This window comes from Serratia sp. G204Y, from assembly GCF_051172435.1.
Classification (GTDB): domain Bacteria; phylum Pseudomonadota; class Gammaproteobacteria; order Enterobacterales; family Enterobacteriaceae; genus Serratia; species Serratia sarumanii.
Genome location: NZ_JBPIZA010000001.1, coordinates 223,947 through 245,188 on the forward strand (window position 1 = coordinate 223,947; position 21,242 = coordinate 245,188).

The following is a 21,242-nucleotide window of genomic DNA, read 5'->3' on the forward strand; positions in this document are numbered from 1 at the left end:
GTAGTTCCTGAGTGCCTGCGCGGCGAAACCGTGCTGCAGATCGCGGAAACGCTGGGATATGCCTCGCCGAGTAATTTTATCGCCATGTTTCGCAAAGCCTTTGGCGATTCTCCGGCGCGTTATTTTTCCGCATCGGCAGGAAAGGGGCGCTAAGCGGAATACTTTGAGGATAGTTATATATCCCTGATTAATCATAATGTTATAGGGGATATTCGCGGCGAGGGAATGCTGTTACTCTTTTGGCGGGTGCTTGAGACTGTTCGTCTTGGGCATTGTGTGACAAGGCGGATAGATGAAAGCCCCAGACTGACTCTCAATCAGAATGGGGCTGCACATACCGCCTAGACACCGGTATGGTAGCCCCTTCACAGCAAGGAGGCAAGCATGCGCTTAAGGCATGTGTTTCACTCGCTAACCGTTGTATGTATTACGGTTTTTTTATTTATCTGGATGATAAGAGACTCGCTGTGCGAGCTGAAAATCTACCAGGAAAATATCACTATCCTGATCAGGTTGGCGTGTGAGGTGAAGCGGTAATCATAGGGCGGGGGCAACCCCGCCTTCTGGTCTCCAGGTGCGGTTTCCGGCACCCGACTTTACATTTCCAGCTCGATATCCGTCAGCGGCATACAGCAGCAGGGCAGGATCTCGCCGGCGTTGATAAACGCCAGCGGCTGTTGGCGGTAGGCCACTTCGCCTTTCACCAGCTTCAGGCGGCAGGCGCCGCAATAGCCGGAGCGGCATTGGTACTCCACCTGCACGTCGTGCAGTTCCAGCACGTCGAGCAGGCAGCTTTCACTGTTGGGGCAGGAGAGCTGCGTGCCAGCGGCGCGCAGCGTTACGATTGGCGTCGCCATCGCTTACAGTTCGAAGTCGCTCAGGTCGTCGGCGTTGATCTCCGAGTCGATCTGGCCAACCAGGTAGGAGCTCACTTCCACTTCCTGCGGCGCCACCTGCACGTTGTCGGACACCAGCCAGGCGTTGATCCACGGGATCGGGTTGGAGCGGGTTTCGAACGGCAGACCGAGGCCGACCGCCTGCATGCGGATATTGGTGATGTACTCCACATACTGGCACAGGATGTCTTTGTTCAGGCCGATCATCGAGCCGTCGCGGAACAGGTATTCCGCCCACTCTTTTTCCTGCTGGGCAGCCAGCACGAACAGATCGTAGCACTGCTGTTGGCATTCCTCGGCGATCTCCGCCATTTCCGGATCGTCGGCGCCGGAACGCATCAGGTTCAGCATGTGCTGGGTGCCGGTCAGGTGCAGCGCTTCGTCGCGGGCGATCAGCTTGATGATTTTGGCGTTGCCTTCCATCAGTTCGCGCTCGGCGAACGCGAAGGAGCAGGCGAAGCTGACGTAGAAGCGGATCGCTTCCAGCGCGTTCACGCTCATCAGGCACAGGTACAGCTGTTTCTTCAGCGCGCGCAGATTGACGGTGACGGTTTTACCGTTCACCTGGTGGGTGCCTTCACCCAGCAGGTGATAGTAGCTGGTCATCTCGATCAGATCGTCGTAGTAGCCGGAGATGTCTTTCGCGCGCTTCTTGATCTCTTCGTTGGTGACGATGTCGTCGAACACCAGCGCCGGATCGTTGACGATGTTGCGGATAATGTGAGTGTAGGAACGGGAGTGGATGGTCTCGGAGAACGACCAGGTTTCCACCCAGGTTTCCAGCTCAGGGATCGAGATCAGCGGCAGCAGAGCGACGTTCGGGCTGCGGCCCTGGATGGAATCCAGCAGCGTCTGATACTTCAGGTTGCTGATGAAGATATGCTTCTCGTGCTCCGGCAGCGCCTGGTAATCGATGCGATCGCGGGAGACGTCAACTTCTTCCGGGCGCCAGAAGAAGGAGAGCTGTTTTTCGATCAGCTTTTCGAAGATTTCATGCTTTTGCTGGTCGAAACGCGCAACGTTTACCGACTGGCCGAAGAACATCGGCTCTTGCAGCTGGTCGTTTTTGGTCTGAGAAAAAGTGGTGTAAGCCATAAGCCTGAATCCATCGTAACGTGGCTAAATGAAGGGGCCGGAAAATTCCGGCCCGCTAGGTCAAACTTTAGATCTTGCAGGCGCCGCTTTCGCAGTCGTCATCGCCGGCCTTGGCAGGCTGCAAATCTTCCTGGGCGTCTTCCGCACCGTCGCGGGTGTTTTGGTAGTACAGCGTTTTCACGCCGAACTTGTAGGTGGTGAGCAGGTCTTTCAACAGCTGCTTCATCGGCACCTTGCCGCCCGGGAAGCGGGTCGGATCGTAATTGGTGTTGGCCGAAATCGACTGGTCGATGAATTTCTGCATCAGCCCCACCAACTGCAGATAGCCGTCGTTGCTTGGCATTTCCCACAGCAGCTCGTAGTTGTCTTTCAGACGCTCATACTCCGGCACCACCTGGCGCAGGATGCCGTCTTTCGACGCCTTGATGCTGATGTGGCCGCGCGGCGGCTCGATGCCGTTGGTGGCGTTGGAAATCTGCGAAGAGGTTTCCGACGGCATCAGCGCAGACAGGGTCGAGTTGCGCAGGCCGGTTTCCTGGATCTCTTTACGCAGGGTTTCCCAGTCGTAGTGCAGCGGCTCGCTGCAGACCGCATCCAGGTCTTTCTTGTAGGTGTCGATCGGCAGGATACCCTGTGAATAAGTGGTCTCTTTGAACCACGGGCAAGCGCCTTGTTCCTGAGCCAGGCGGTTGGAGGCTTTCAGCAGGTAGTACTGAATGGCTTCGAACGTTTTGTGCGTCAGGTTGTTGGCGCTGCCGTCGGAGTAGCGCACGCCGTTCTTCGCCAGGTAATAGGCGAAGTTGATAACGCCGATGCCCAGGGTGCGGCGGCCCATCGCGCCACGGTGCGCGGCCTTGATCGGATAATCCTGGTAATCCAGCAGGGCGTCGAGCGAGCGCACCGCCAGGGTCGCCAGCTCTTCCAGATCGTCCAGGCTGTCGATCGCGCCCAGGTTGAAGGCGGACAGGGTGCACAGCGCGATCTCGCCGTTTTCGTCGTTGACGTCTTCCAGCGGCTTGGTCGGCAGGGCGATTTCCAGGCACAGGTTGGACTGACGCACCGGCGCGATCTGCGGATCGAACGGGCTGTGGGTGTTGCAATGGTCGACGTTCTGGATGTAGATGCGGCCGGTAGAGGCGCGCTCTTGCATCATCAGCGAGAACAGCTCAACCGCTTTCACGCGCTTCTGGCGAATGCTGTCGTCTTTCTCGTACTGGGTATACAGGCGTTCGAATTCGTCCTGATCGGCGAAGAACGCGTCATACAGCCCCGGCACGTCGGACGGGCTGAACAGGGTGATGTCTTCGCCCTTGATCAGACGCTGGTACATCAGGCGGTTCAGCTGCACGCCGTAGTCCATGTGACGCACGCGGTTGCCTTCAACGCCACGGTTGTTTTTCAACACCAGCAGGCTTTCCACTTCCAGGTGCCACATCGGGTAGAACAGCGTTGCTGCGCCACCGCGCACGCCGCCCTGCGAGCAGGATTTGACGGCGGTCTGGAAGTGTTTGTAGAACGGAATACAGCCGGTATGGAAGGCTTCACCGCCGCGGATCGGGCTGCCCAGCGCGCGGATGCGGCCGGCGTTGATGCCGATGCCGGCGCGCTGCGAAACGTATTTCACAATGGCGCTGGAGGTGGCGTTGATGGAATCCAGGCTGTCGCCGCACTCGATCAGCACGCAGGAGCTGAACTGGCGGGTTGGGGTGCGCACGCCGGACATGATCGGCGTAGGCAGCGAAATCTTGAAGGTGGAAATCGCGTCGTAGAAACGTTTGACGTAGTCCAGACGGGTTTCACGCGGGTAGTTGGAGAACAGGCACGCGGACACCAGCATGTACAGGAACTGGGCGCTTTCGTAGATCTCGCCGCTGACGCGGTTCTGCACCAGATACTTGCCTTCCAGCTGCTTGACGGCGGCATAAGAGAAGTTCATGTCGCGCCAGTGATCGATAAAGGAATCCATCTGCTCGAACTCTTCAGCGCTGTAGTCTTCCAGCAGATGCTTATCGTATTTGCCCATCTCGACCATGCGCGTCACGTGAGCGTGCAGCTTCGGCGGCTCGAACTGGCCATAAGCCTTTTTACGCAGGTGGAAGATCGCCAGGCGAGCGGCCAGGTACTGATAGTCCGGCGCATCGCGGGATATCAGATCGGCTGCGGCTTTGATGATGGTTTCGTGAATGTCGGCGGTTTTGATGCCGTCATAAAACTGAATGTGTGAACGCAACTCTACTTGAGAAACCGAGACGTTGTGTAATCCCTCTGCGGCCCAATCGATGACCCGGTGGATTTTGTCGAGATTGATGCGCTCTTTACGGCCATCGCGTTTAGTTACAAGCAGACTTTGGTTCATTGGTGTTTTACCTGTCCGTATGGTGCCCCTAAGCAGAAGTGTAGTCGCTCTGCTCAGTATGTAAACACTATATATAGGGGTTGTATGTCGGTGAGGTAACAAGATAGTGAGAAAAAACGGCGTTTGCAAGTGAACAAAACCGGCCTAATTTGTGGATAACTTGGGGGTGAAATGTAACTTGCCGTTCGCAGTGCGCGCCGTGACTGGCGCGACAAGCTTGTCAATAAGCGCGATCAGATTTTACTGAAAAACTGAAAAAATCGATCGTTTGACGCTTTATTAAACGTTAGAAAAAAACGGCATATTGATCTGATTTAATATTCTAAAAAACTGTTTACAACGGGTATTTTGAGCGAAATCGCGGAAATTAGGCATTTTTCCGAATACGCCAACGGCGCCGCCCCCCGGTAATGCAGGGCCGGCGCGGTTTACAGCGCTTAACCTTCGTGCTGGGTGTGCACCATGTAGTTCACGTCAACGTTGCGCCCAAGCTTGAAATGATCGGTGATCGGGTTGTAATGCAGGCCGATCATGTGCTTTTCGCGCAGCGGCGTGCCGTCGACCCAGCCGATCAGTTCGGAAGGGCGAATGAACTTCTTATGATCGTGGGTGCCCTGCGGCACCATCTTCAGCACGTACTCCGCGCCGATCACCGCCATCAGCCAGGCTTTGGTGTTGCGGTTGATGGTGGAGAAGAACACGTGGCCGCCCGGTTTCACCAGCTGGGCGCAGGCGCGCACCACCGAGGCCGGATCCGGCACGTGCTCCAGCATCTCCATGCAGGTGACCACGTCGTAGCGTTGCGGGTTAGCCTGAGCGTGGCTTTCCACCGTCTCCTGCACATAGGTGACGTCCATACCGCTTTCCAGCGCGTGCAGCCGCGCGACCTGCAGCGGCTCCGCGCCCATGTCCAGCCCGGTCACCTTGGCGCCCTCGCGCGCCATGCTTTCCGCCAGAATGCCGCCGCCGCAGCCCACGTCGAGCACCTGCTTGTCAAAAATGCCGCCGGCGCGTTGCATGATGTAGTTCAGGCGCAGCGGGTTGATGCGGTGCAGCGGTTTGAACTCGCCTTCCAGATCCCACCAGCGGGAGGCGACGGCCTCGAACTTGGCGATTTCCTGGTGGTCAACGTTTTGCACTCGGCTGGATGATTCTGCGTTCATGGGCTTGTCTGGCTCCTTGTTCTCGTTGCGCGGATTATACATGTTCCGGCGCGGCATCGTCTGCGCCGATGCGTTTTTAGCGCACTTATCTGCACAATTTCCGTGAAACAGCGGCGGTTATTTTCCCGTAAAGCGTGCTTTGTGATATAGTTTTACACCTTTGCCACTATGGCAGCGGGCAGATGAATCATTAGTAGAGGGATAGCAGCTCCATGAGCGACCTTGCCAGAGAAATCACACCGGTAAACATCGAAGACGAGTTGAAAAACTCGTATCTGGACTATGCGATGTCCGTTATTGTCGGACGTGCGCTGCCAGATGTTCGTGATGGACTGAAGCCGGTTCACCGCCGCGTTCTGTACGCGATGAGCGTATTGGGTAACGACTGGAATAAACCATACAAGAAATCGGCCCGTGTCGTCGGGGACGTGATCGGTAAATATCACCCGCACGGTGACAGCGCGGTTTACGACACTATCGTGCGTATGGCTCAGCCGTTTTCACTGCGCTACATGCTGGTGGACGGTCAGGGTAACTTCGGCTCCGTCGACGGCGACTCCGCCGCGGCGATGCGTTATACCGAAGTGCGCATGTCCAAGATTGCTCACGAACTGTTGGCGGATCTGGAAAAAGAAACCGTCGACTTCGTGCCTAACTATGATGGCACCGAGCAGATCCCGGCCGTCATGCCGACCAAGATCCCGAACCTGCTGGTCAACGGTTCGTCGGGCATCGCCGTGGGCATGGCCACCAATATCCCGCCGCACAACCTGGCGGAAGTCGTCAACGGCTGCCTGGCCTATATCGACGATGAAAACATCAGCATCGAAGGGCTGATGGAACACATCCCGGGGCCGGACTTCCCGACGGCGGCGATCATCAACGGCCGTCGCGGCATTGAAGAGGCCTACCGCACCGGTCGCGGCAAAGTCTACCTGCGCGCGCGCGCGGAAGTGGAAGCCGACGCCAAGACCGGGCGCGAAACCATCATCGTTCACGAGATCCCGTATCAGGTGAACAAGGCGCGTCTGATCGAGAAGATCGCCGAGCTGGTGAAAGAAAAGCGTGTGGAAGGCATCAGCGCGCTGCGCGACGAGTCCGATAAAGACGGCATGCGCATCGTGATCGAAGTCAAACGCGACGCGGTCGGCGAAGTGGTGCTGAACAACCTGTATGCGCTGACGCAACTGCAGGTCACCTTCGGCATCAACATGGTCGCGCTGCATCAGGGCCAGCCTAAGCTGCTGAACCTGAAAGACATCCTCGAAGCCTTCGTGCGTCACCGCCGCGAAGTGGTTACCCGCCGCACCATCTTCGAACTGCGCAAGGCCCGCGACCGCGCCCATATCCTGGAAGCGCTGGCTATCGCACTGGCCAACATCGATCCGATCATCGAGCTGATTCGCCGTGCGCCGACCCCGGCCGAAGCGAAAGTCGCGCTGGTGGCGCAGCCGTGGGATCTGGGCAACGTCAGCGCCATGCTGGAACGCGCCGGTGACGACGCCGCCCGCCCTGAGTGGCTGGAGCCGGAGTTCGGCATCCGCGACGGCAAATACTACCTGACCGAGCAGCAGGCTCAGGCGATTCTGGATCTGCGCCTGCAGAAACTGACCGGCCTGGAGCACGAGAAGCTGCTGGACGAATATAAAGAGCTGCTCAACTTCATCGCCGAGCTGATCTTTATCCTGGAAAGCCCAGAGCGCCTGATGGAAGTGATCCGCGAAGAGCTGGTGGCAGTCAAAGAGCTGTACAACGACGGCCGCCGCACCGAGATCACCGCCAATACTTCCGACATCAACATCGAAGATCTGATCAATCAGGAAGACGTGGTGGTGACCCTGTCTCACCAGGGCTACGTGAAGTATCAGCCGCTGTCCGACTATGAAGCGCAGCGCCGCGGCGGCAAAGGCAAGTCTGCAGCGCGTATCAAAGAAGAAGACTTTATCGATCGTCTGCTGGTGGCCAACACCCACGATACGATCCTGTGCTTCTCCAGCCGTGGCCGCCTGTACTGGATGAAGGTGTACCAACTGCCTGAAGCCAGCCGCGGCGCGCGCGGTCGCCCAATCGTCAACCTGCTGCCGCTGGAAGCCGATGAGCGTATCACCGCCATTCTGCCGGTGCGCGAGTATGAAGAAGGGCGCCACGTGTTCATGGCCACCGCCAGCGGTACCGTGAAGAAAACCGCGCTGACCGAGTTCAGCCGCCCACGCAGCGCCGGCATCATCGCCGTCAACCTCAACGAGGGCGACGAGCTGATCGGTGTCGATCTGACCGACGGCAGCAACGAAGTGATGCTGTTCTCCGCCAACGGTAAAGTGGTGCGCTTCCCGGAAACGCAGGTGCGTTCGATGGGCCGTACCGCGACCGGCGTGCGCGGCATCAACCTCGGCGAAGGCGACAGCGTGATCTCGCTGATTGTGCCGCGCGGCGAAGGCGACATCCTGACCGTCACGCAAAACGGCTTCGGTAAACGTACCGCCGTGACCGAATATCCGACCAAGTCACGCGCCACCCAGGGGGTTATCTCCATCAAGGTGAGCGAGCGTAATGGCCAGGTGGTCGGCGCCGTGCAGGTGGAAACCAGCGACCAGATCATGATGATCACCGATGCCGGCACGCTGGTGCGTACCCGCGTTTCGGAAGTCAGCGTGGTGGGCCGTAACACCCAGGGCGTGACGCTGATCCGCACGGCGGAAGACGAAAACGTCGTCGGTCTGCAGCGCGTGGCCGAGCCGGTGGAAGACGAAGAGCTGGACAGCCTGGAGCCGGGCGCGGAAGCGGTGGAAGAAGACACCACGCCGCTGGACGATGGCGACGACGCGGCTGAGCCGATGGATGACGACAACGTTTAAAGCAAAGGGCGTCGGCATGCCGGCACCATGATGCACTGAGACAAAAGGGTCTGGCAGCGATGCTAGGCCCTTTTTCAGTTATATGGTTTAATTGGCGCACCGAGCCGCCGGCCGCCGCGCCGGCGACAGCGTGCGCCGCCACTGACTTTCGTATGGTATCCGATTGAAATACTTAGCCTCTTTTCGAACTACGCTGAAGATATCCCGCTATCTGTTCCGGGTACTGGCGATTTTGCTGTGGTCGTTGGGTGCGCTGCTCACCACCTTTTATATTCTGAATATCCTGCATCAGAAAGAATCGGACATCCGGCAGGAGTACAACCTCAACTTCGACCAGGCGCAGGGCTACATCCGTCACTCCGCTGACATCATTCGCGACATCAAGTATATGGCGGAAAATCGCCTCAACGGTTCGGTCAGCGGCCTGGACATGTTCAGCGGCGTGATCCCCGGCAAGGGCAGCCCGCCGCAATTCTTTCCGCTGTACCCGGAGTCCAACTGCGCGCTGAGCACCACCTATCGCAGTTCGCTCGATTCGCTGAGCGGCCTGATCCAGTATTGGAAAGAGAACTTCGTGGCGGCCTACGATCTCAACCGGGTGTTCTTCATCGGCGGCGACAGCCTGTGTATGGCGGAATTCGGCGGCGGCAACGCGAGCGCCAATCGGGAAAACATGCTGAAGTTGCTGCACGAGCGCATTCTGAAATACCGCAACGCCAAGAATCTCGACAAAGACAACAACCTGTATTGGATCAGCCCCAGCGCGCAGCGGCCGGACGTCGGTTATCTGTACGTGCTGACGCCTCTCTATATCGGCAACAAGCTGGAGGCGTTGCTGGGCATCGAGCAAACCGTTCGGCTGGAAGATTTCGTTACCGCCGGCAACCTGCCGATCGGCGTCACGCTGCTGGATGAGAACAACGAGCCGGTGCTGCGCCTGGCGGATGGCGAACGCTATGCCGCTGCGCTCAACAGCTACCCCGAAGAGCATGCCTACTTCGGTTATGTCGACAATTACCGCGACCTGATCCTGAAGAAAGCGCTGCCGCCTTCTTCGCTGAGCATCGTCTATGCGCTGCCGGTGAAAAGCGTGGTGGAACGCTTCAAAATGCTGATCCTCAACGCGCTGTTGCTGAACCTGCTGTCGGCCATCGTGCTGTTCACGCTGGCGTGGCTGTTTGAGCGCAAGATGTTCCTGCCGGCGGAGGACAACGCGTTTCGCCTGGAAGAGCACGAGCAGTTCAACCGCAAGATCGTCGCTTCGGCGCCGGTGGGCATCTGTATCCTGCGCATCAGCGACGGCACCAATATCCTGAGTAACGAACTGGCGCACAACTACATCAACCTGTTGACCCACGAAGATCGCGATCGCATAACGCGCATCATTTGCGAACAGCAGGCGAATTTCGTCGATGTGATGACCAGCAACAACAACAACCTGCAGATCAGCTTTGTCCATTCGCGCTACCGTAACGAAGAGGTGGCGATTTGCGTGTTGGTGGACGTCAGCGCGCGCGTGAAGATGGAAGAGTCGCTGCAGGAGATGGCGGCGGCGGCGGAGCAGGCCAGCCAGTCGAAATCGATGTTCCTGGCCACCGTCAGCCATGAGCTGCGCACGCCGCTGTACGGCATTATCGGCAACCTTGATCTGCTGCAAACCAAGGCGTTGCCGCAAGGGGTCGATCGGCTGGTCAATGCGATGAACAACTCTTCCGGCCTGCTGCTGAAAATCATCAGCGACATTCTCGATTTCTCCAAAATCGAGTCCGAGCAGTTGAAGATTGAACCGCGCGAGTTCTCCTGTCTGGAGGTGATCACCCATATCGCCGGCAACTATTTGCCGCTGGTGGTCAAGAAACGTCTGGGGCTGTACTGCTTTATCGAACAGAACGTGCCGGAGCGCATCTTCGGCGATCCGGTGCGGCTGCAGCAGGTGCTCTCCAACCTGGTGAACAACGCCATCAAGTTCACCGATACCGGCTGTATCGTGCTGCAGGTCTGCAGCCGCGGCAGCTACCTGGAGTTCAGCGTGCGCGATACCGGCGTCGGCATCCCGGAGAAGGAGATTTCGCGCCTGTTCGATCCGTTCTTCCAGGTGGGGACCGGCGTGCAGCGTCATTTCCAGGGCACCGGCCTGGGATTGGCGATCTGCGAGAAATTGGTCAACCTGATGGACGGCGACGTCTCCGTCGAGTCCGAGCCGGGCCTGGGCAGCTTGTTCAGCATTCGCATTCCATTGTTTAACGCCCAGTTCCCGATCCCGCAGGCCAGCGATACCTGGCAGGGGCGTCGGCTGTGGCTGGATATCCGCAATCAGCGGCTGGAAAGCTACCTGATGGCGATCCTGGGCGGCTACGGCGCCGATATCCAGCGCTATGACGGGCAGGAGACCGCCGCGGGAGAGGTGCTGCTCAGCGATCATCCGCTGATGCTGGATGCGCCGCTGCTGGCTCAGATCCAATTCTCCACCGAGCATATTGGCCCATCACAGGAAACCCGGCCGGGCTATTGGATGCACAGCACCTCCACGCCGCGTGAAACGCTGACCTTGCTCAACCGGTTGTTCGGCGTCGGCAGCGGCGCGGCAGAGGCGCTGGTGCAGCTGCCGGTGCCCGCCAAGGCCAGCGCGGCGGACAACGGCGATATTCATCTGCTGGTGGTCGACGATCATCCGATCAACCGTCGCCTGTTGTCCGATCAGCTGGGATCGCTGGGATATCAGGTGGTGACCGCCAACGACGGCGTCGACGCGCTCGGCGTGCTGAAACAGCATCGCGTCGATATTGTGCTGACCGACGTCAATATGCCGAATATGGACGGTTATCGTCTGACGCAGGCGCTGCGGCAGATGCAGTTCAGCGCGCCGGTGATCGGCGTGACGGCGAACGCGCTGGCGGAAGAGAGGCAGCGTTGCCTCGAGGCGGGTATGGATAATTGCCTGTCGAAACCGGTCACGCTGGAGACGCTGGAACAGACGTTGGCTTACTACAGCCAGCAGGTGCGCTACAGCCGCAGCGAGGCTTGAAAAGCAAACAGGCACGGCGAATGCCGTGCCTGTTTGGCGTTAACCTGCCGTGAGTCAGGCGTTAATCTTTGTCCAACGGCGTCATGCTGACGGAGGAGAGGTAGTTGAGCAGGGCGATGTCGTTCTCGACGCCCAGCTTCATCATCGCCGATTTCTTCTGGCTGCTGATGGTTTTGATGCTGCGGTTGAGCTTCTTGGCGATCTCGGTCACCAGGAAACCTTCGGCGAACAGGCGCAGCACTTCGCTCTCTTTCGGCGACAGGCGTTTGTCGCCATAGCCGCTGGCGCTGATCTTCTCCAGCAGTTTAGAGACGCTTTCCGGCGTGAACTTCTTGCCTTTCTGCAGGGCGGCCAGCGCCTTCGGCAGATCGGTAGGCGCGCCTTGTTTCAGCACGATGCCTTCGATATCCAGATCCAATACCGCGCTCAGGATCGCCGGGTTGTTGTTCATGGTCAGCACGATGATCGACAACTGCGGATAGTGACGCTTGATGTACTTAATCAGCGTGATGCCGTCGCCATACTTGTCACCCGGCATCGACAGATCGGTGATCAGCACGTTGGCGTCCAGCTTGGACAGATTGTTGATCAGTGCGGTTGAGTCTTCGAACTCCCCAACGACATTCACCCATTCAATTTGCTCAAGTGACTTCCGGATGCCAAACAGTACGATAGGATGGTCATCAGCAATAATTACGTTCAGGTTATTCATGTTGTTGGCTACCTTGCTTCAGCAGTCTGCTGACGAAAAAATCAATCTGACTGATGTTATTCTCGATCTCGGGCGCATCACCTTCTGCGATGCGCTGTTCTAACGATTCGCACAGCTGCTTGCCGGGAAGCAGATTTAACATGGCAAACACGCCTTTCAGGCGATGTGCGGTTTGTGACAGCGCATTGAAATCACTGCTGCCCGCCTCAGTATACAGTTTTTTGACATCGTCGGGTACTGTATCGACAAACAGCCCATAGTAATCACTTGATTTCAATTGTTTTTCATAGAGTTGGATATCTTCTGAACTCAATGAAAGCGGGCTTTCTTCCTGTTCCAGCGCGGCCATTTGCTGTTCGATCAGTATCAGCACGGCGTCGATTAATGCGCCGTTCAGGTTGTAGTTCACCCGAATGTAGCGTTTATCCAGCGCTTGCCAACCCGGCTCATCGGTCGCCAGCAGCAGGGTGTAATCATCGGCTCGCTGCGGGTTATCGGTCAGCAGCACGTCATAATCGCGATTGACCGCGCGATCGTCGGCGACGAGGCAGTCGGCGCCGTAGGCCTGCAGCAGACGGGTCACGATGCCGCGCACTTCATCCGACGTGACGTCCAGCAGGGCGGTGACGCCGTCGAGCAGTTTTTCCTGCTCCTGCGGCTCTTTTTTCTCCATCTCCATGGCGACGCGAATGGTGTAGCGAGTGCCGATATCCACCTTGCTGCGAATGTCCAACTGGCCGTTAAGCTTCTTGCACAGCTGATTGCACAGGAAGAAGGTGAGGCCGGAACCGTGGTTGAAGCGGTCCACCAGCGTCTGGCTGAGGAACGGATAGTTGAGGTTGCTGATCTCTTCGTTGGAGATGCCGGAGCCGGTGTCGTTGATTTGGAAAATCAGGCGATCCGGGTGCTCGGGCTCATGGTCGACAACCAGGGAAATCTTGCCGCAGGCGGTGGTGATAATGGCGTAATGCACCAGCAGCGAGATCACCTTGCGCAGCGCGTTGGCGTCGCCGATATAGTTCTGCTCGACGTCCAGCTGGAAATGCTTGAACAGCGCCAGCCCCTTCTGATTAAGGGCGGGCAGGGCCTCCAACAGCAACTCGTCGATCATCGCCGTCGGGCTAAACGGCTCGCGCGAGGGTTGCCAGTCCTGGGTTTCCAGTCGGGTCAGCAGGGTGATGTTATCGATCAATTCCAGCACCGAAGCCGACGCCGCCGTCAGCTGGCCCAGCAGCGCCTGCTGCTGTTCCTCATCCGGCCGGCCGTGCAGACGATCGACCAGATCGTGCATCTGGCGTACCGGCTGATTCAGCTCAATGCCCAGGTTGTGCAGCATCAGCTTGCGCGCCTGAACGTTTTTGTCGTATTCGCGCCGTGCCTGCTGCAGCCGCTTGTTCACCATCACCTCTTTATCCTGATCGTGCATCAGGAACAGGTAGGTGTCCGGCGACAGCTGGCTGCGGAAGATGCGGATTTCATACACCTCGTTGTTGACCGTCGCCTGGATCACCCCGTGATGCTGTTCGGCCATATGGGCGATCTTTTGCAGACTGAGGTGCGGCAACAGGTGCTCGGCGATTTTATTGCTGGCGATCACCGCATTGTTGGCGAAGCTGTAGACCAGCAGGCCGGAAGGCAGGCTGGAGACGATTTCCTGATTCAGCGCGCGCTCGGCCTCCAGTTCCACCGCCATGTTTTCGCTCGGGCGAATGTACTGGCGGCGGATAAAGTAGATGCTCAGCATCGACAGCGCCAGCAGCAGCAAGTTGACCGCGATCAGCCAGATGTTGTTGCGCAGCAGGTCGATGGCCAGATTGATGGCCGAAACGCGATACACCACCTTCAGCGGCGCATTGGGCAGGGCGGCGCTGAACTCCACCCAGCCGCCGCTCATCGTCGCATGGGTGCCGAGGACGGTTTCCGCCGGGATGGTGCTGTCGTCGAGATCAACATCGTCCGGCTGCAGCAGGAAATTGGCGCGGGCCAGATTGGCCGGAATGATGTCGTTGATCGGCAAGTCGAAGGCGATCACCGTCGCCAGATGCCCTGGCTGATTGAAAGTGGTGCGAATCGAGAACGAATAGGCGTTCTGGAAGCGCTGCTTGCGCAGATCGGAAAAGCTCTCGCGCTCGTCGAGCATATTGGCCTGCTGCAGCATCTCGGCGCGGCGTTCGTCCGCCGAGGTGGTCAGGTAGCTTTCCCGAAAGCGCGAAGCCAGCTCTTTGAGCGGCTGGGTGGTGATCAGGCTGAGGCTGTTGTCCTGACCATTGAGGTAATACATGGCGTAGTTTTCGGTCTTGGCGCCCCAGCGGGTGTCCAGGTAATCCGAGATGTTGGCGATCATCGCCAGCGTGCTCTCGTCATGGCTGCCGAAGATCACCGCGTCGGTTTTCTTGTGCGGTTTCTCGATATAATAGACGTCGGGCCGCAGGCGGGTTTCCTGCAAACCGGGATCGACATTCTGCGCCGGCGCATTGCCGAATTTGTCATAGACCTGATAGGTCATATAGCGGTAGGTATCGATGCGCTTTTGCAGCGAACCGGCAATGCTGTTCAGCGCGTACTTCTTTTCCGCCAGCCAGGCGTTGGTGTAGTTGTAGCCATACAGGCCGATGCCGATCGTCAGCAGCACGATAAACAGCAGGAAGCAGCGGGTAATGTTGCTGGAGCTGATGGTCAATTGTTTATTTTGCATAGTGGCTGCGCATTCCTGAATCAGCGAGTGACGGCCCTGGCGCTGGCGGTCACCGCCAACAGCAGAGCGGCTACGCAGGCGAAAGCCACCGTCAGGCTGGAAAACTGAGCGATGAAGCCGATCAGCGCCGGGCCGGCCAGAATACCGGCATAGCCGACGGTGGTGACGGAGGCGATCGCCAAATTGGCCGGCATGTCGCGCTGGTTGCCTGCAGCGCTGAACAGGATCGGCACCACGTTCGAGGCGCCCAGGCCGACCAGCATGAAACCGACCAGCGACACGGTGGCGTGATTGAAGGCGATGGCCAGACTCAGGCCGAGAGCGGCGCACAGGCTGCCCAGCAGCAACACCCGGTAGCGGCCCAGCGAATTCACCACCCGATCGCCATTGAGGCGACCGAGCGTCATGGTGATGGAAAACAGCGCATAGCCCAGACCGGCCTGGCTGTGTTCGACGCCGCGCAATGTGGTGAGGAACAGCGCGCTCCAGTCGAGCATCGATCCTTCCGCCAGGAACATGATGAAGCAAAGAATGCCGATGAACATCACCCAGCCGCGCGGCAAGACGAACATTGGCCCGCCGTCGTCGGCGCCGCTCTCACGCAGCAGATGGCGGCTGGCGAGCGCCAGCAGCACTATCACCGCCAGTACGGTAAGCAGGGTGGATTGCAGCGGCGTCAGCCCCAGCCACAACAGCGCGCTGACGCCGCCGGCACCGGCAATGCCGCCGATGCTGAAGAAACCGTGAAAGCCGGACATCATCGCCTTGCCGCTGGCGCGTTCGACGATCACCGCCTGAACGTTCATCGCTACGTCGATCATGCCGATCGCCGCACCGAACAGCAGCAGCGCCACGGCCATGCCGCCGAGAGAGTCCATCAGCGCCAGCAGCGGCAGATCGATGCACAATCCCAGCCCCGCCATCAAGATCACCGCGCGGCAGCCCAATTTGCCGGTCAGGAAACCGGTCAGCGGCATCGCCAGCATGGAGCCGGCGCCGATACAGAGCAGCAACAGGCCGAGCGAGCCGTCGTCGATGCCGATGCGCGCTTTGGCGAAGGGGACCAGCGGCGCCCAGGCGGCCATGCCGAGACCGGCGACGAAAAAGGCCAGACGGGTGGCGATCTGTTGAGGAACGCCGGGCGTTTGCTGTTCATTGCACAAGGTGGCTGTCATGTAAGCGTCAGGATCTTGGGTCAAAAGAATGGTGAAAGTTACCGACAGTTTTTATCACAATCCGCGATCCGGGTCGAAAATATTCGAGCCTGACACATCCCTGGCGCCGCCTCTGCGCACCAGCCACAGCGCGATAGCCTGGACAATATAGTCCTTTTGCCGCTCGTCCAGTGCGACGCCCTGCGGTATGCCGTGCCACTTTTCCAGGCAGCCGCGGCAGCAGGTGGCGGTGGCGTGCTGGGCGACGAACACCGGGTGGCCACGCATCGGCGTTTGCTTGCCGTCGTTTTTAGGGTGGGCGGCGGCCAGGCGGCGATCGATAAAATCGCGGGCATGGCTGAGGATAAGGGGTAATCCCTTGCCCTCGAGATAAGCCTGGTCTTTGGCATTTAAACGGAAGCGAGCGCGGAAGGGGGAACTTTGCAGCCGCCGCCACAGCACGTCGGGTTGAAAGGGCATCATGAATTTTACTCGCTGAAGGTGCGCTTTTTTCAGATTACCAGAACTGAAACTCTGCGGCTAATTGTGCCTGCGGCGGGAAATAATCGGCAAGATAAAGCACGAAATGAAAAGCAAGCTCAATTTGTAGGCTAAGATAAGGGAAAAGATTAGCAATTAGTGCGGCGGTAAATTAGTGAAACTATATCATTGGGTTATTTATTTGCTTGCTATTTGTGCGAGTCGAAATTGTGAGGGGAGTATGGAGGGAAATAAAAAACCGGCCAGAAGCCGGTTAAAAGGAATGCAGAAATTATCTTCCGATAATGAAGGTAATAATGAAAATAATGATGATAGCGAAGTGATTATAGCGGCTGCGTGTGGGGAGAGTTTTGGCACAATGTGCTTATTGCCCGTCTCAATTGTATGGTTGGCTTTTTTTTCTTAAAGATATGTATAACTACATGATTTTTTATCAATTAATCTATTCTTTGTCTTTAAGTGCTTTATTTTGTTTGTCTGTAAGGTTTTGTGAAAGTTCGCGCGTATTTACATTTTGAAACCTTTATTAATTACACTGAAACACTATCGGATACTTGGTATCATTTTCTTTCTGGATTAATATAACCCTTGTTACCAGAATGGTAATGCACAGTCGTGCTAATAATGCTCGAAAAGGGCAGTGGCCGTAGCTCGACATAATTAACGAGGATAATAACGATGAAACTTCGAGTACTCTCTCTGATGGTACCCGCACTGCTGGTTGCAGGCACAGCAGGCGCGGCGGAAATCTACAACAAAGACGGTAATAAACTGGATTTGTACGGTAAAGTCGACGGTCTTCACTATTTCTCCAGCAACAACGGCGTGGACGGCGATCAGTCTTATATGCGTTTTGGCCTGCGCGGCGAAACGCAAATCAGCGATCAGCTGACCGGGTACGGCCAGTGGGAATATCAGGCGAACCTGAACCACGCTGAAAACCAGGACAACAAGAACTTCACCCGTTACGGCTTCGCCGGTCTGAAATTCGGCGACTATGGTTCCTTCGACTACGGCCGTAACACCGGCGTGCTGTATGACGTCGCGGCGTATACCGACTTGCAGCCTGAGTTCGACGGTATGACCTACGGCGCCGACCAGTTCATGTTCCAGCGTTCCAGCGGCCTGGCGACCTACCGTAACAACGACTTCTTCGGTCTGGTTGACGGCCTGAACTTTGCCCTGCAGTACCAGGGTAAAAACGGCAACGGCGAAGAGACCAACAACGGTCGTGACGTCCTGGGCCAAAACGGCGAAGGCTACGGTATGTCCATGAGCTATGACATGGGCTACGGCATCAGCGCCGCGGGCGCCTTCTTCAACTCTCGCCGCACCAGCGAGCAGAACGGCGCCGGCGCGTACCGCAATATTATGGGCCGCGGCGACAAGGCGGAAGGTTACTCCGGCGGTCTGAAATATGACGCCAACGACGTCTACCTGGCGGTGATGTTCACCCAGTCCTACAACGCGGCGCGTTTCGGCAGTTCCGACAGCAGCGTTTATGGCTACGCCAACAAGGCGCAGAGCTTCGAAGCCTACGCGCACTACCAGTTCGACTTCGGTCTGCGTCCGTTCGTGGGCTATAACCAGACCAAAGGTAAAGACCTGGGCCGCGCCGGCAACGGCAAGGACTACGGCGATCAAGATCTGGTCAAATTCGTCGACCTGGGTGCGACCTACTTCTTCAACAAAAACATGTCTACCTATGTTGATTACAAAATCAACCTGGTGGACAACAACGATTTCACCGACGCTGCCGGCATCAACACCGACAACGTGGTTGCCGTGGGCCTGGTTTACCAGTTCTAAGCACCAGCGTGTGAATGACACAGCGCGGCCTTCGGGCCGCGTTTTTTTTGCCGGTAAAAAGCACGGATTGATCCGTTGTCGGCATGGGAAGCGCTTCGGATCGCCTCCGCTCGGCCTACGCTGTCAGTACAGCAAACAGAACGGAGGTGATATGGAACTCAAGATCGATAAGGTGATCGAAACGGTGCTGTACGTCAGCGACATTGAACGCGCGGACGCTTTTTACCGGCAGGTGCTGAAGCTGCCGGCAATGGTCGCCAATGAACGGTTTCGCGCCTATAACGTCGGCGATCGGAGCGTACTGTTGCTGTTTATCGAGGGCGATTCGCTGCGCGGGGCGCACTATCCGACCGGGTTTATTCCCGCGCACGATGGCGTGGGGCCGGCGCATATCGGGCTGGCGGTGGCGAAAGAGCAACTGCCGCACTGGGAACGGCATCTGGTGGCCAACGGCGTGGAGATTGAGGGGCGAATGCGTTGGGAACACGGCGGGGAGAGCATTTATTTTCGCGATCCCGACGCCCACCTGCTGGAACTGGTGACGCCGGGCATCTGGGCCAATTACTGATCGAACCCGCCTAGCGCCAACATGTCCAACGCGGCATTCAGCACCTGCAGCGCGGCCTGCGGTTGCCGCTCTATCTGCACTCTGACGATGGCGCCGTCGATCAGCATCGCCAGCATTGCCGCCCGCTGTTCCCGCTGCGGCCCGGCGGGCAGGTGGCGCGCCAGTTCATACGCCATCTGCCGCTTATGCCGGCCGGCGATGTGCAGGCTTTCCGGCAGCAGATCGGCTATCTCCACCGCAGTATTGATAAACGCGCAGCCGCGAAAGCGCGGATCGTCGAACCATTCCGCCAGGCAGGGCGCCAGCGCCGGCAGCAACCCGCCGGTCTGCGCCACATGGCGGGCCAGTGATGTGCTGAACCAGCTGAGCCACTGCTGATGGCGATAGGTCAAAAACGCCGTAATCAAATCGTTCTTGCTGGGAAAGTGGCGGTAGAAGGTCACTTTGGTCACGCCAGATTCCTTGATGATGCGATCGATACCGGTGGCGCGGATCCCTTCTTGATAAAACAGATCGTGCGCCGTCAGCAGGATGCGCTGGCGGGCGGGCAAGGCGTTGAGATCGGCGGTCATCATTTTCTCCGGGGCGATTTTCGAGTGATTGTAGACAACTCTGTCTACTTGCGCTAGCGTAAAGGTGTAGACAGAGTTGTCTACATGCCTTCACTCAGGAGATGAACATGAGCATTAAACCCCCATTGCCGCCTTTTACCCGCGAATCCGCCATCGAGAAGGTGCGACTGGCGGAGGATGCCTGGAACAGTCGCGATCCCGAACGCGTATCGCAGGTGTACTCCCTCGATACCCACTGGCGTAACCGCGCGGAGTTTGTCGACGGCCGCGCGGCGGTGGTCGGCTTTTTGCAACGCAAATGGGCGAAAGAACTGGAGTATCGGCTGATTAAGGAGCTGTGGGCGTTTGACGGCGCGCGCATCGCGGTGCGTTTCGCCTATGAATGGCGCGACGATTCCGGCAACTGGTATCGCAGCTTCGGCAATGAAAACTGGGAGTTCAATCAGGAGGGGCTGATGATCAACCGCCATGCCTGCATCAACGACATGCCGATTCGCGAACAGGATCGGCGTTTTCATTGGCCGCTCGGCCGGCGCCCGGACGATGTTCCAGCGCTGAGCGATTTCGGTTTTTGAATCTGCTGGCACGCCGGCGATGGCCTCTTGAGTGCAAAAGCGCACCGATCGACAAAGGGGAATTTGTAGAAAAGCCTTCCCGCTTCTAGACTTAGGGAACAACAAATGCACTCCAAGAGGACAAGCTATGACGAAGAAGTTGGTTTTGGCCGTCGGCACCGCGGCGGTATTTTCCATTCTTGCCGGTTGCACCACCTATGATCGCGCAGCCAGTTATGTCAATGAGCCGGTGGTCAGCGATGTCAAAGTAGGGATGACCAAGCAGCAGGTGCGGGCTATCGCCGGTCCGCCGTCGACGTCCGCCACGCTGATCCATGCGCAGGGCACCTGCGACACTTATGCGGTGGCGCCGCGCGACGGCAAGGTGCAAACCTATTTTGTCAGCTACAACGACACGGGCCATGTCATGAACAAGGGCTATCAAACTTGTTCAGACTACGATTCTCAGCCGAAATAATTGCGTTTCGGCCGACCAAAAAAGTCTCGCTTGCGCGGGGCTTTTCATTTTTTAAGCGTTTAAGGCCTGAAGTTTAGGCAACTGCGCCGCCCATGCCATTTTTTTGCATCAAAACGATAGACATTTCATAACGGTATCGCTAATATCAGCGCCCATTGGAAGGATGGCCGAGTGGTTTAAGGCAACGGTCTTGAAAACCGTCGAGTGTAACAGCTCCCAGAGTTCGAATCTCTGTCCTTCCGCCAAATTCAGCCGGCTTAGCTCAGTAGGTAGAGCAACTGACTTGTAATCAGTAGGTCACCAGTTCGATTCCGGTAGCCGGCACCATGACAGAGGCCCCAGCAGCGATGCTGGGGCTTTTTGTTATGAGCTTTACACTTCCGCAGGAACAAACAGTATAGGTATTAACCTATAGCCGGGGTTTTATCAGCCGCGCGGAGCTTGGAACCTAGGGCATTTATCACTGAGGGATTGGGGGGGGATGTGGCTTATTCTGGCAGAAATATAGCCGGTGGACGAGCCGGCTATCAGATAGGGTTCAAATATCCGTGACCAGCCACTGATCCGCTTCTTCGAACATCTCTTCCAACATTCGGTTCAGCTTCTCACGATCGCTTTTGCTGGCGTCGGAGTTCAGGCCGTTGGCCTGCATCGGCTTCACGCGCACGTCAGCTTCCGGGAACAGTGCATGCACGCGTTTTTCCAGCTCGTTGCGAATAATCTCGGCGGCGTTGGGTAACCCAGCGACGTTGCGTTTGTCGTACACCAATTCTACAAACATGACTCACCTGTAAGCACTGATTTAATGT

19 protein-coding genes and 2 tRNA genes are annotated in these 21,242 nt (G+C 57.5%); 11 read left to right on the top strand and 10 right to left on the bottom strand.

Annotated elements, in window-relative coordinates; translation table 11 throughout:
* The first annotated feature begins 30 nt into the window (after positions 1-30).
* Both ACSBQQ_RS01095 and ACSBQQ_RS01100 read left to right on the top strand, forming a co-directional pair.
* A complete protein-coding gene (locus ACSBQQ_RS01095) occupies positions 31-153 on the top strand; it encodes a helix-turn-helix domain-containing protein (protein ID WP_228657843.1) in 123 nt (40 codons plus the stop codon).
* 231 nt (positions 154-384) lie between these two features.
* Positions 385-537, top strand: a complete 153-nt coding sequence (locus ACSBQQ_RS01100; protein ID WP_021505939.1) for a Hok/Gef family protein — start codon at positions 385-387, stop codon at positions 535-537.
* A 59-nt stretch (positions 538-596) separates the two neighbouring features.
* On the opposite strand, the gene yfaE is transcribed toward ACSBQQ_RS01100, so the two are convergent.
* From yfaE to ubiG, 4 genes are all read right to left on the bottom strand, one after another.
* On the bottom strand, positions 597-857 hold the full coding sequence (yfaE, locus tag ACSBQQ_RS01105) for a class I ribonucleotide reductase maintenance protein YfaE (RefSeq protein WP_033635302.1): 261 nt from the start codon (positions 855-857) through the stop codon (positions 597-599).
* Positions 858-860: 3 nt separating this feature from the next.
* The gene (gene nrdB, locus ACSBQQ_RS01110; protein ID WP_019453694.1) at positions 861-1,991 is read right to left on the bottom strand and encodes a class Ia ribonucleoside-diphosphate reductase subunit beta; all 1,131 of its coding nucleotides are present in this window, start codon (positions 1,989-1,991) and stop codon (positions 861-863) included.
* A 67-nt stretch (positions 1,992-2,058) separates the two neighbouring features.
* Positions 2,059-4,347, bottom strand: coding sequence for a class 1a ribonucleoside-diphosphate reductase subunit alpha (nrdA, locus tag ACSBQQ_RS01115; RefSeq protein ID WP_033635301.1), 2,289 nt, complete (start codon positions 4,345-4,347; stop codon positions 2,059-2,061).
* 437 nt (positions 4,348-4,784) lie between these two features.
* A complete protein-coding gene (gene ubiG, locus ACSBQQ_RS01120) occupies positions 4,785-5,510 on the bottom strand; it encodes a bifunctional 2-polyprenyl-6-hydroxyphenol methylase/3-demethylubiquinol 3-O-methyltransferase UbiG (RefSeq protein ID WP_004935909.1) in 726 nt (241 codons plus the stop codon).
* 212 nt (positions 5,511-5,722) lie between these two features.
* Here ubiG and gyrA point away from each other — a divergent pair, with 212 nt between their 5' ends.
* Positions 5,723-8,365: a DNA topoisomerase (ATP-hydrolyzing) subunit A gene (gene gyrA / locus ACSBQQ_RS01125; RefSeq protein WP_004935906.1), complete on the top strand. Its 2,643-nt coding sequence runs from the start codon at positions 5,723-5,725 to the stop codon at positions 8,363-8,365.
* A 163-nt stretch (positions 8,366-8,528) separates the two neighbouring features.
* The gene (rcsC, locus tag ACSBQQ_RS01130) at positions 8,529-11,390 is read left to right on the top strand and encodes a two-component system sensor histidine kinase RcsC (protein ID WP_049213516.1); all 2,862 of its coding nucleotides are present in this window, start codon (positions 8,529-8,531) and stop codon (positions 11,388-11,390) included.
* Positions 11,391-11,451: 61 nt separating this feature from the next.
* Here the strand turns inward: rcsC and rcsB are convergent, their stop codons facing one another.
* Genes rcsB through ACSBQQ_RS01150 form a run of 4 tightly spaced genes read right to left on the bottom strand, consistent with a single transcriptional unit; the run spans position 11,452 to position 16,434 of the window.
* Complete coding sequence (rcsB, locus tag ACSBQQ_RS01135; protein WP_004935900.1) at positions 11,452-12,102, bottom strand: response regulator transcription factor RcsB; 651 nt, start codon at positions 12,100-12,102, stop codon at positions 11,452-11,454.
* Positions 12,095-14,797, bottom strand: coding sequence for a phosphotransferase RcsD (rcsD, locus tag ACSBQQ_RS01140; RefSeq protein ID WP_033653782.1), 2,703 nt, complete (start codon positions 14,795-14,797; stop codon positions 12,095-12,097). Before rcsD ends, rcsB begins: the two co-directional genes overlap by 8 nt.
* 20 nt (positions 14,798-14,817) lie before the next feature.
* Complete coding sequence (locus tag ACSBQQ_RS01145) at positions 14,818-15,972, bottom strand: MFS transporter (protein ID WP_033653783.1); 1,155 nt, start codon at positions 15,970-15,972, stop codon at positions 14,818-14,820.
* Positions 15,973-16,026: 54 nt separating this feature from the next.
* A complete protein-coding gene (locus tag ACSBQQ_RS01150) occupies positions 16,027-16,434 on the bottom strand; it encodes a DUF4186 domain-containing protein (RefSeq protein WP_086556942.1) in 408 nt (135 codons plus the stop codon).
* 238 nt (positions 16,435-16,672) lie between these two features.
* Between ACSBQQ_RS01150 and ACSBQQ_RS01155 the strand changes: the two genes are divergently transcribed.
* The 3 genes from ACSBQQ_RS01155 (at position 16,673) to ACSBQQ_RS01165 (ending at position 18,829) form a co-directional block, all read left to right on the top strand.
* A complete protein-coding gene (locus ACSBQQ_RS01155) occupies positions 16,673-16,858 on the top strand; it encodes a hypothetical protein (RefSeq protein ID WP_140367559.1) in 186 nt (61 codons plus the stop codon).
* Positions 16,859-17,130: 272 nt separating this feature from the next.
* Positions 17,131-18,261: a porin OmpC gene (ompC, locus tag ACSBQQ_RS01160; protein WP_033635297.1), complete on the top strand. Its 1,131-nt coding sequence runs from the start codon at positions 17,131-17,133 to the stop codon at positions 18,259-18,261.
* 151 nt (positions 18,262-18,412) lie between these two features.
* A complete protein-coding gene (locus ACSBQQ_RS01165) occupies positions 18,413-18,829 on the top strand; it encodes a VOC family protein (RefSeq protein ID WP_060427713.1) in 417 nt (138 codons plus the stop codon).
* Here the strand turns inward: ACSBQQ_RS01165 and ACSBQQ_RS01170 are convergent.
* The gene (locus ACSBQQ_RS01170) at positions 18,823-19,401 is read right to left on the bottom strand and encodes a TetR/AcrR family transcriptional regulator (RefSeq protein WP_049213514.1); all 579 of its coding nucleotides are present in this window, start codon (positions 19,399-19,401) and stop codon (positions 18,823-18,825) included. The genes ACSBQQ_RS01165 and ACSBQQ_RS01170 overlap by 7 nt on opposite strands.
* 107 nt (positions 19,402-19,508) lie before the next feature.
* Here ACSBQQ_RS01170 and ACSBQQ_RS01175 point away from each other — a divergent pair, with 107 nt between their 5' ends.
* The 4 genes from ACSBQQ_RS01175 to ACSBQQ_RS01190 all read left to right on the top strand — a co-directional run bounded on the left by ACSBQQ_RS01175 (position 19,509) and on the right by ACSBQQ_RS01190 (position 20,760).
* Positions 19,509-19,976, top strand: a complete 468-nt coding sequence (locus ACSBQQ_RS01175) for a DUF1348 family protein (RefSeq protein WP_025303631.1) — start codon at positions 19,509-19,511, stop codon at positions 19,974-19,976.
* 127 nt (positions 19,977-20,103) lie between these two features.
* Positions 20,104-20,433 carry an osmotically-inducible lipoprotein OsmE gene (gene osmE, locus ACSBQQ_RS01180; protein ID WP_033635291.1) on the top strand — a complete coding sequence of 110 codons (330 nt, stop codon included), beginning with the start codon at positions 20,104-20,106 and terminating at the stop codon, positions 20,431-20,433.
* 157 nt (positions 20,434-20,590) lie between these two features.
* A tRNA-Ser gene (locus ACSBQQ_RS01185) sits at positions 20,591-20,678 on the top strand.
* A gap of 6 nt (positions 20,679-20,684) precedes the next feature.
* Positions 20,685-20,760: transfer RNA gene (locus ACSBQQ_RS01190), tRNA-Thr, on the top strand.
* A 211-nt stretch (positions 20,761-20,971) separates the two neighbouring features.
* Here ACSBQQ_RS01190 and ACSBQQ_RS01195 read toward each other — a convergent pair.
* Positions 20,972-21,214, bottom strand: coding sequence for a DinI family protein (locus ACSBQQ_RS01195; protein WP_004935803.1), 243 nt, complete (start codon positions 21,212-21,214; stop codon positions 20,972-20,974).
* Positions 21,215-21,242: the final 28 nt, after the last annotated feature.

What these genes read in the sequence shown, in the direction of transcription:
- ACSBQQ_RS01100 (WP_021505939.1), top strand. Translation starts at nt 385, where the DNA reads ATGCGCTTAAGGCATGTGTTTCACTCGCTAACCGTTGTATGTATTACG.
- yfaE (WP_033635302.1), bottom strand. Translation starts at nt 857, where the DNA reads ATGGCGACGCCAATCGTAACGCTGCGCGCCGCTGGCACGCAGCTCTCC.
- nrdB (WP_019453694.1), bottom strand. Translation starts at nt 1,991, where the DNA reads ATGGCTTACACCACTTTTTCTCAGACCAAAAACGACCAGCTGCAAGAG.
- nrdA (WP_033635301.1), bottom strand. Translation starts at nt 4,347, where the DNA reads ATGAACCAAAGTCTGCTTGTAACTAAACGCGATGGCCGTAAAGAGCGC.
- ubiG (WP_004935909.1), bottom strand. Translation starts at nt 5,510, where the DNA reads ATGAACGCAGAATCATCCAGCCGAGTGCAAAACGTTGACCACCAGGAA.
- gyrA (WP_004935906.1), top strand. Translation starts at nt 5,723, where the DNA reads ATGAGCGACCTTGCCAGAGAAATCACACCGGTAAACATCGAAGACGAG.
- rcsB (WP_004935900.1), bottom strand. Translation starts at nt 12,102, where the DNA reads ATGAATAACCTGAACGTAATTATTGCTGATGACCATCCTATCGTACTG.
- rcsD (WP_033653782.1), bottom strand. Translation starts at nt 14,797, where the DNA reads ATGCAAAATAAACAATTGACCATCAGCTCCAGCAACATTACCCGCTGC.
- ACSBQQ_RS01145 (WP_033653783.1), bottom strand. Translation starts at nt 15,972, where the DNA reads ATGACAGCCACCTTGTGCAATGAACAGCAAACGCCCGGCGTTCCTCAA.
- ACSBQQ_RS01150 (WP_086556942.1), bottom strand. Translation starts at nt 16,434, where the DNA reads ATGATGCCCTTTCAACCCGACGTGCTGTGGCGGCGGCTGCAAAGTTCC.
- ACSBQQ_RS01155 (WP_140367559.1), top strand. Translation starts at nt 16,673, where the DNA reads ATGGAGGGAAATAAAAAACCGGCCAGAAGCCGGTTAAAAGGAATGCAG.
- ompC (WP_033635297.1), top strand. Translation starts at nt 17,131, where the DNA reads ATGAAACTTCGAGTACTCTCTCTGATGGTACCCGCACTGCTGGTTGCA.
- ACSBQQ_RS01165 (WP_060427713.1), top strand. Translation starts at nt 18,413, where the DNA reads ATGGAACTCAAGATCGATAAGGTGATCGAAACGGTGCTGTACGTCAGC.
- ACSBQQ_RS01170 (WP_049213514.1), bottom strand. Translation starts at nt 19,401, where the DNA reads ATGACCGCCGATCTCAACGCCTTGCCCGCCCGCCAGCGCATCCTGCTG.
- ACSBQQ_RS01175 (WP_025303631.1), top strand. Translation starts at nt 19,509, where the DNA reads ATGAGCATTAAACCCCCATTGCCGCCTTTTACCCGCGAATCCGCCATC.
- osmE (WP_033635291.1), top strand. Translation starts at nt 20,104, where the DNA reads ATGACGAAGAAGTTGGTTTTGGCCGTCGGCACCGCGGCGGTATTTTCC.
- ACSBQQ_RS01195 (WP_004935803.1), bottom strand. Translation starts at nt 21,214, where the DNA reads ATGTTTGTAGAATTGGTGTACGACAAACGCAACGTCGCTGGGTTACCC.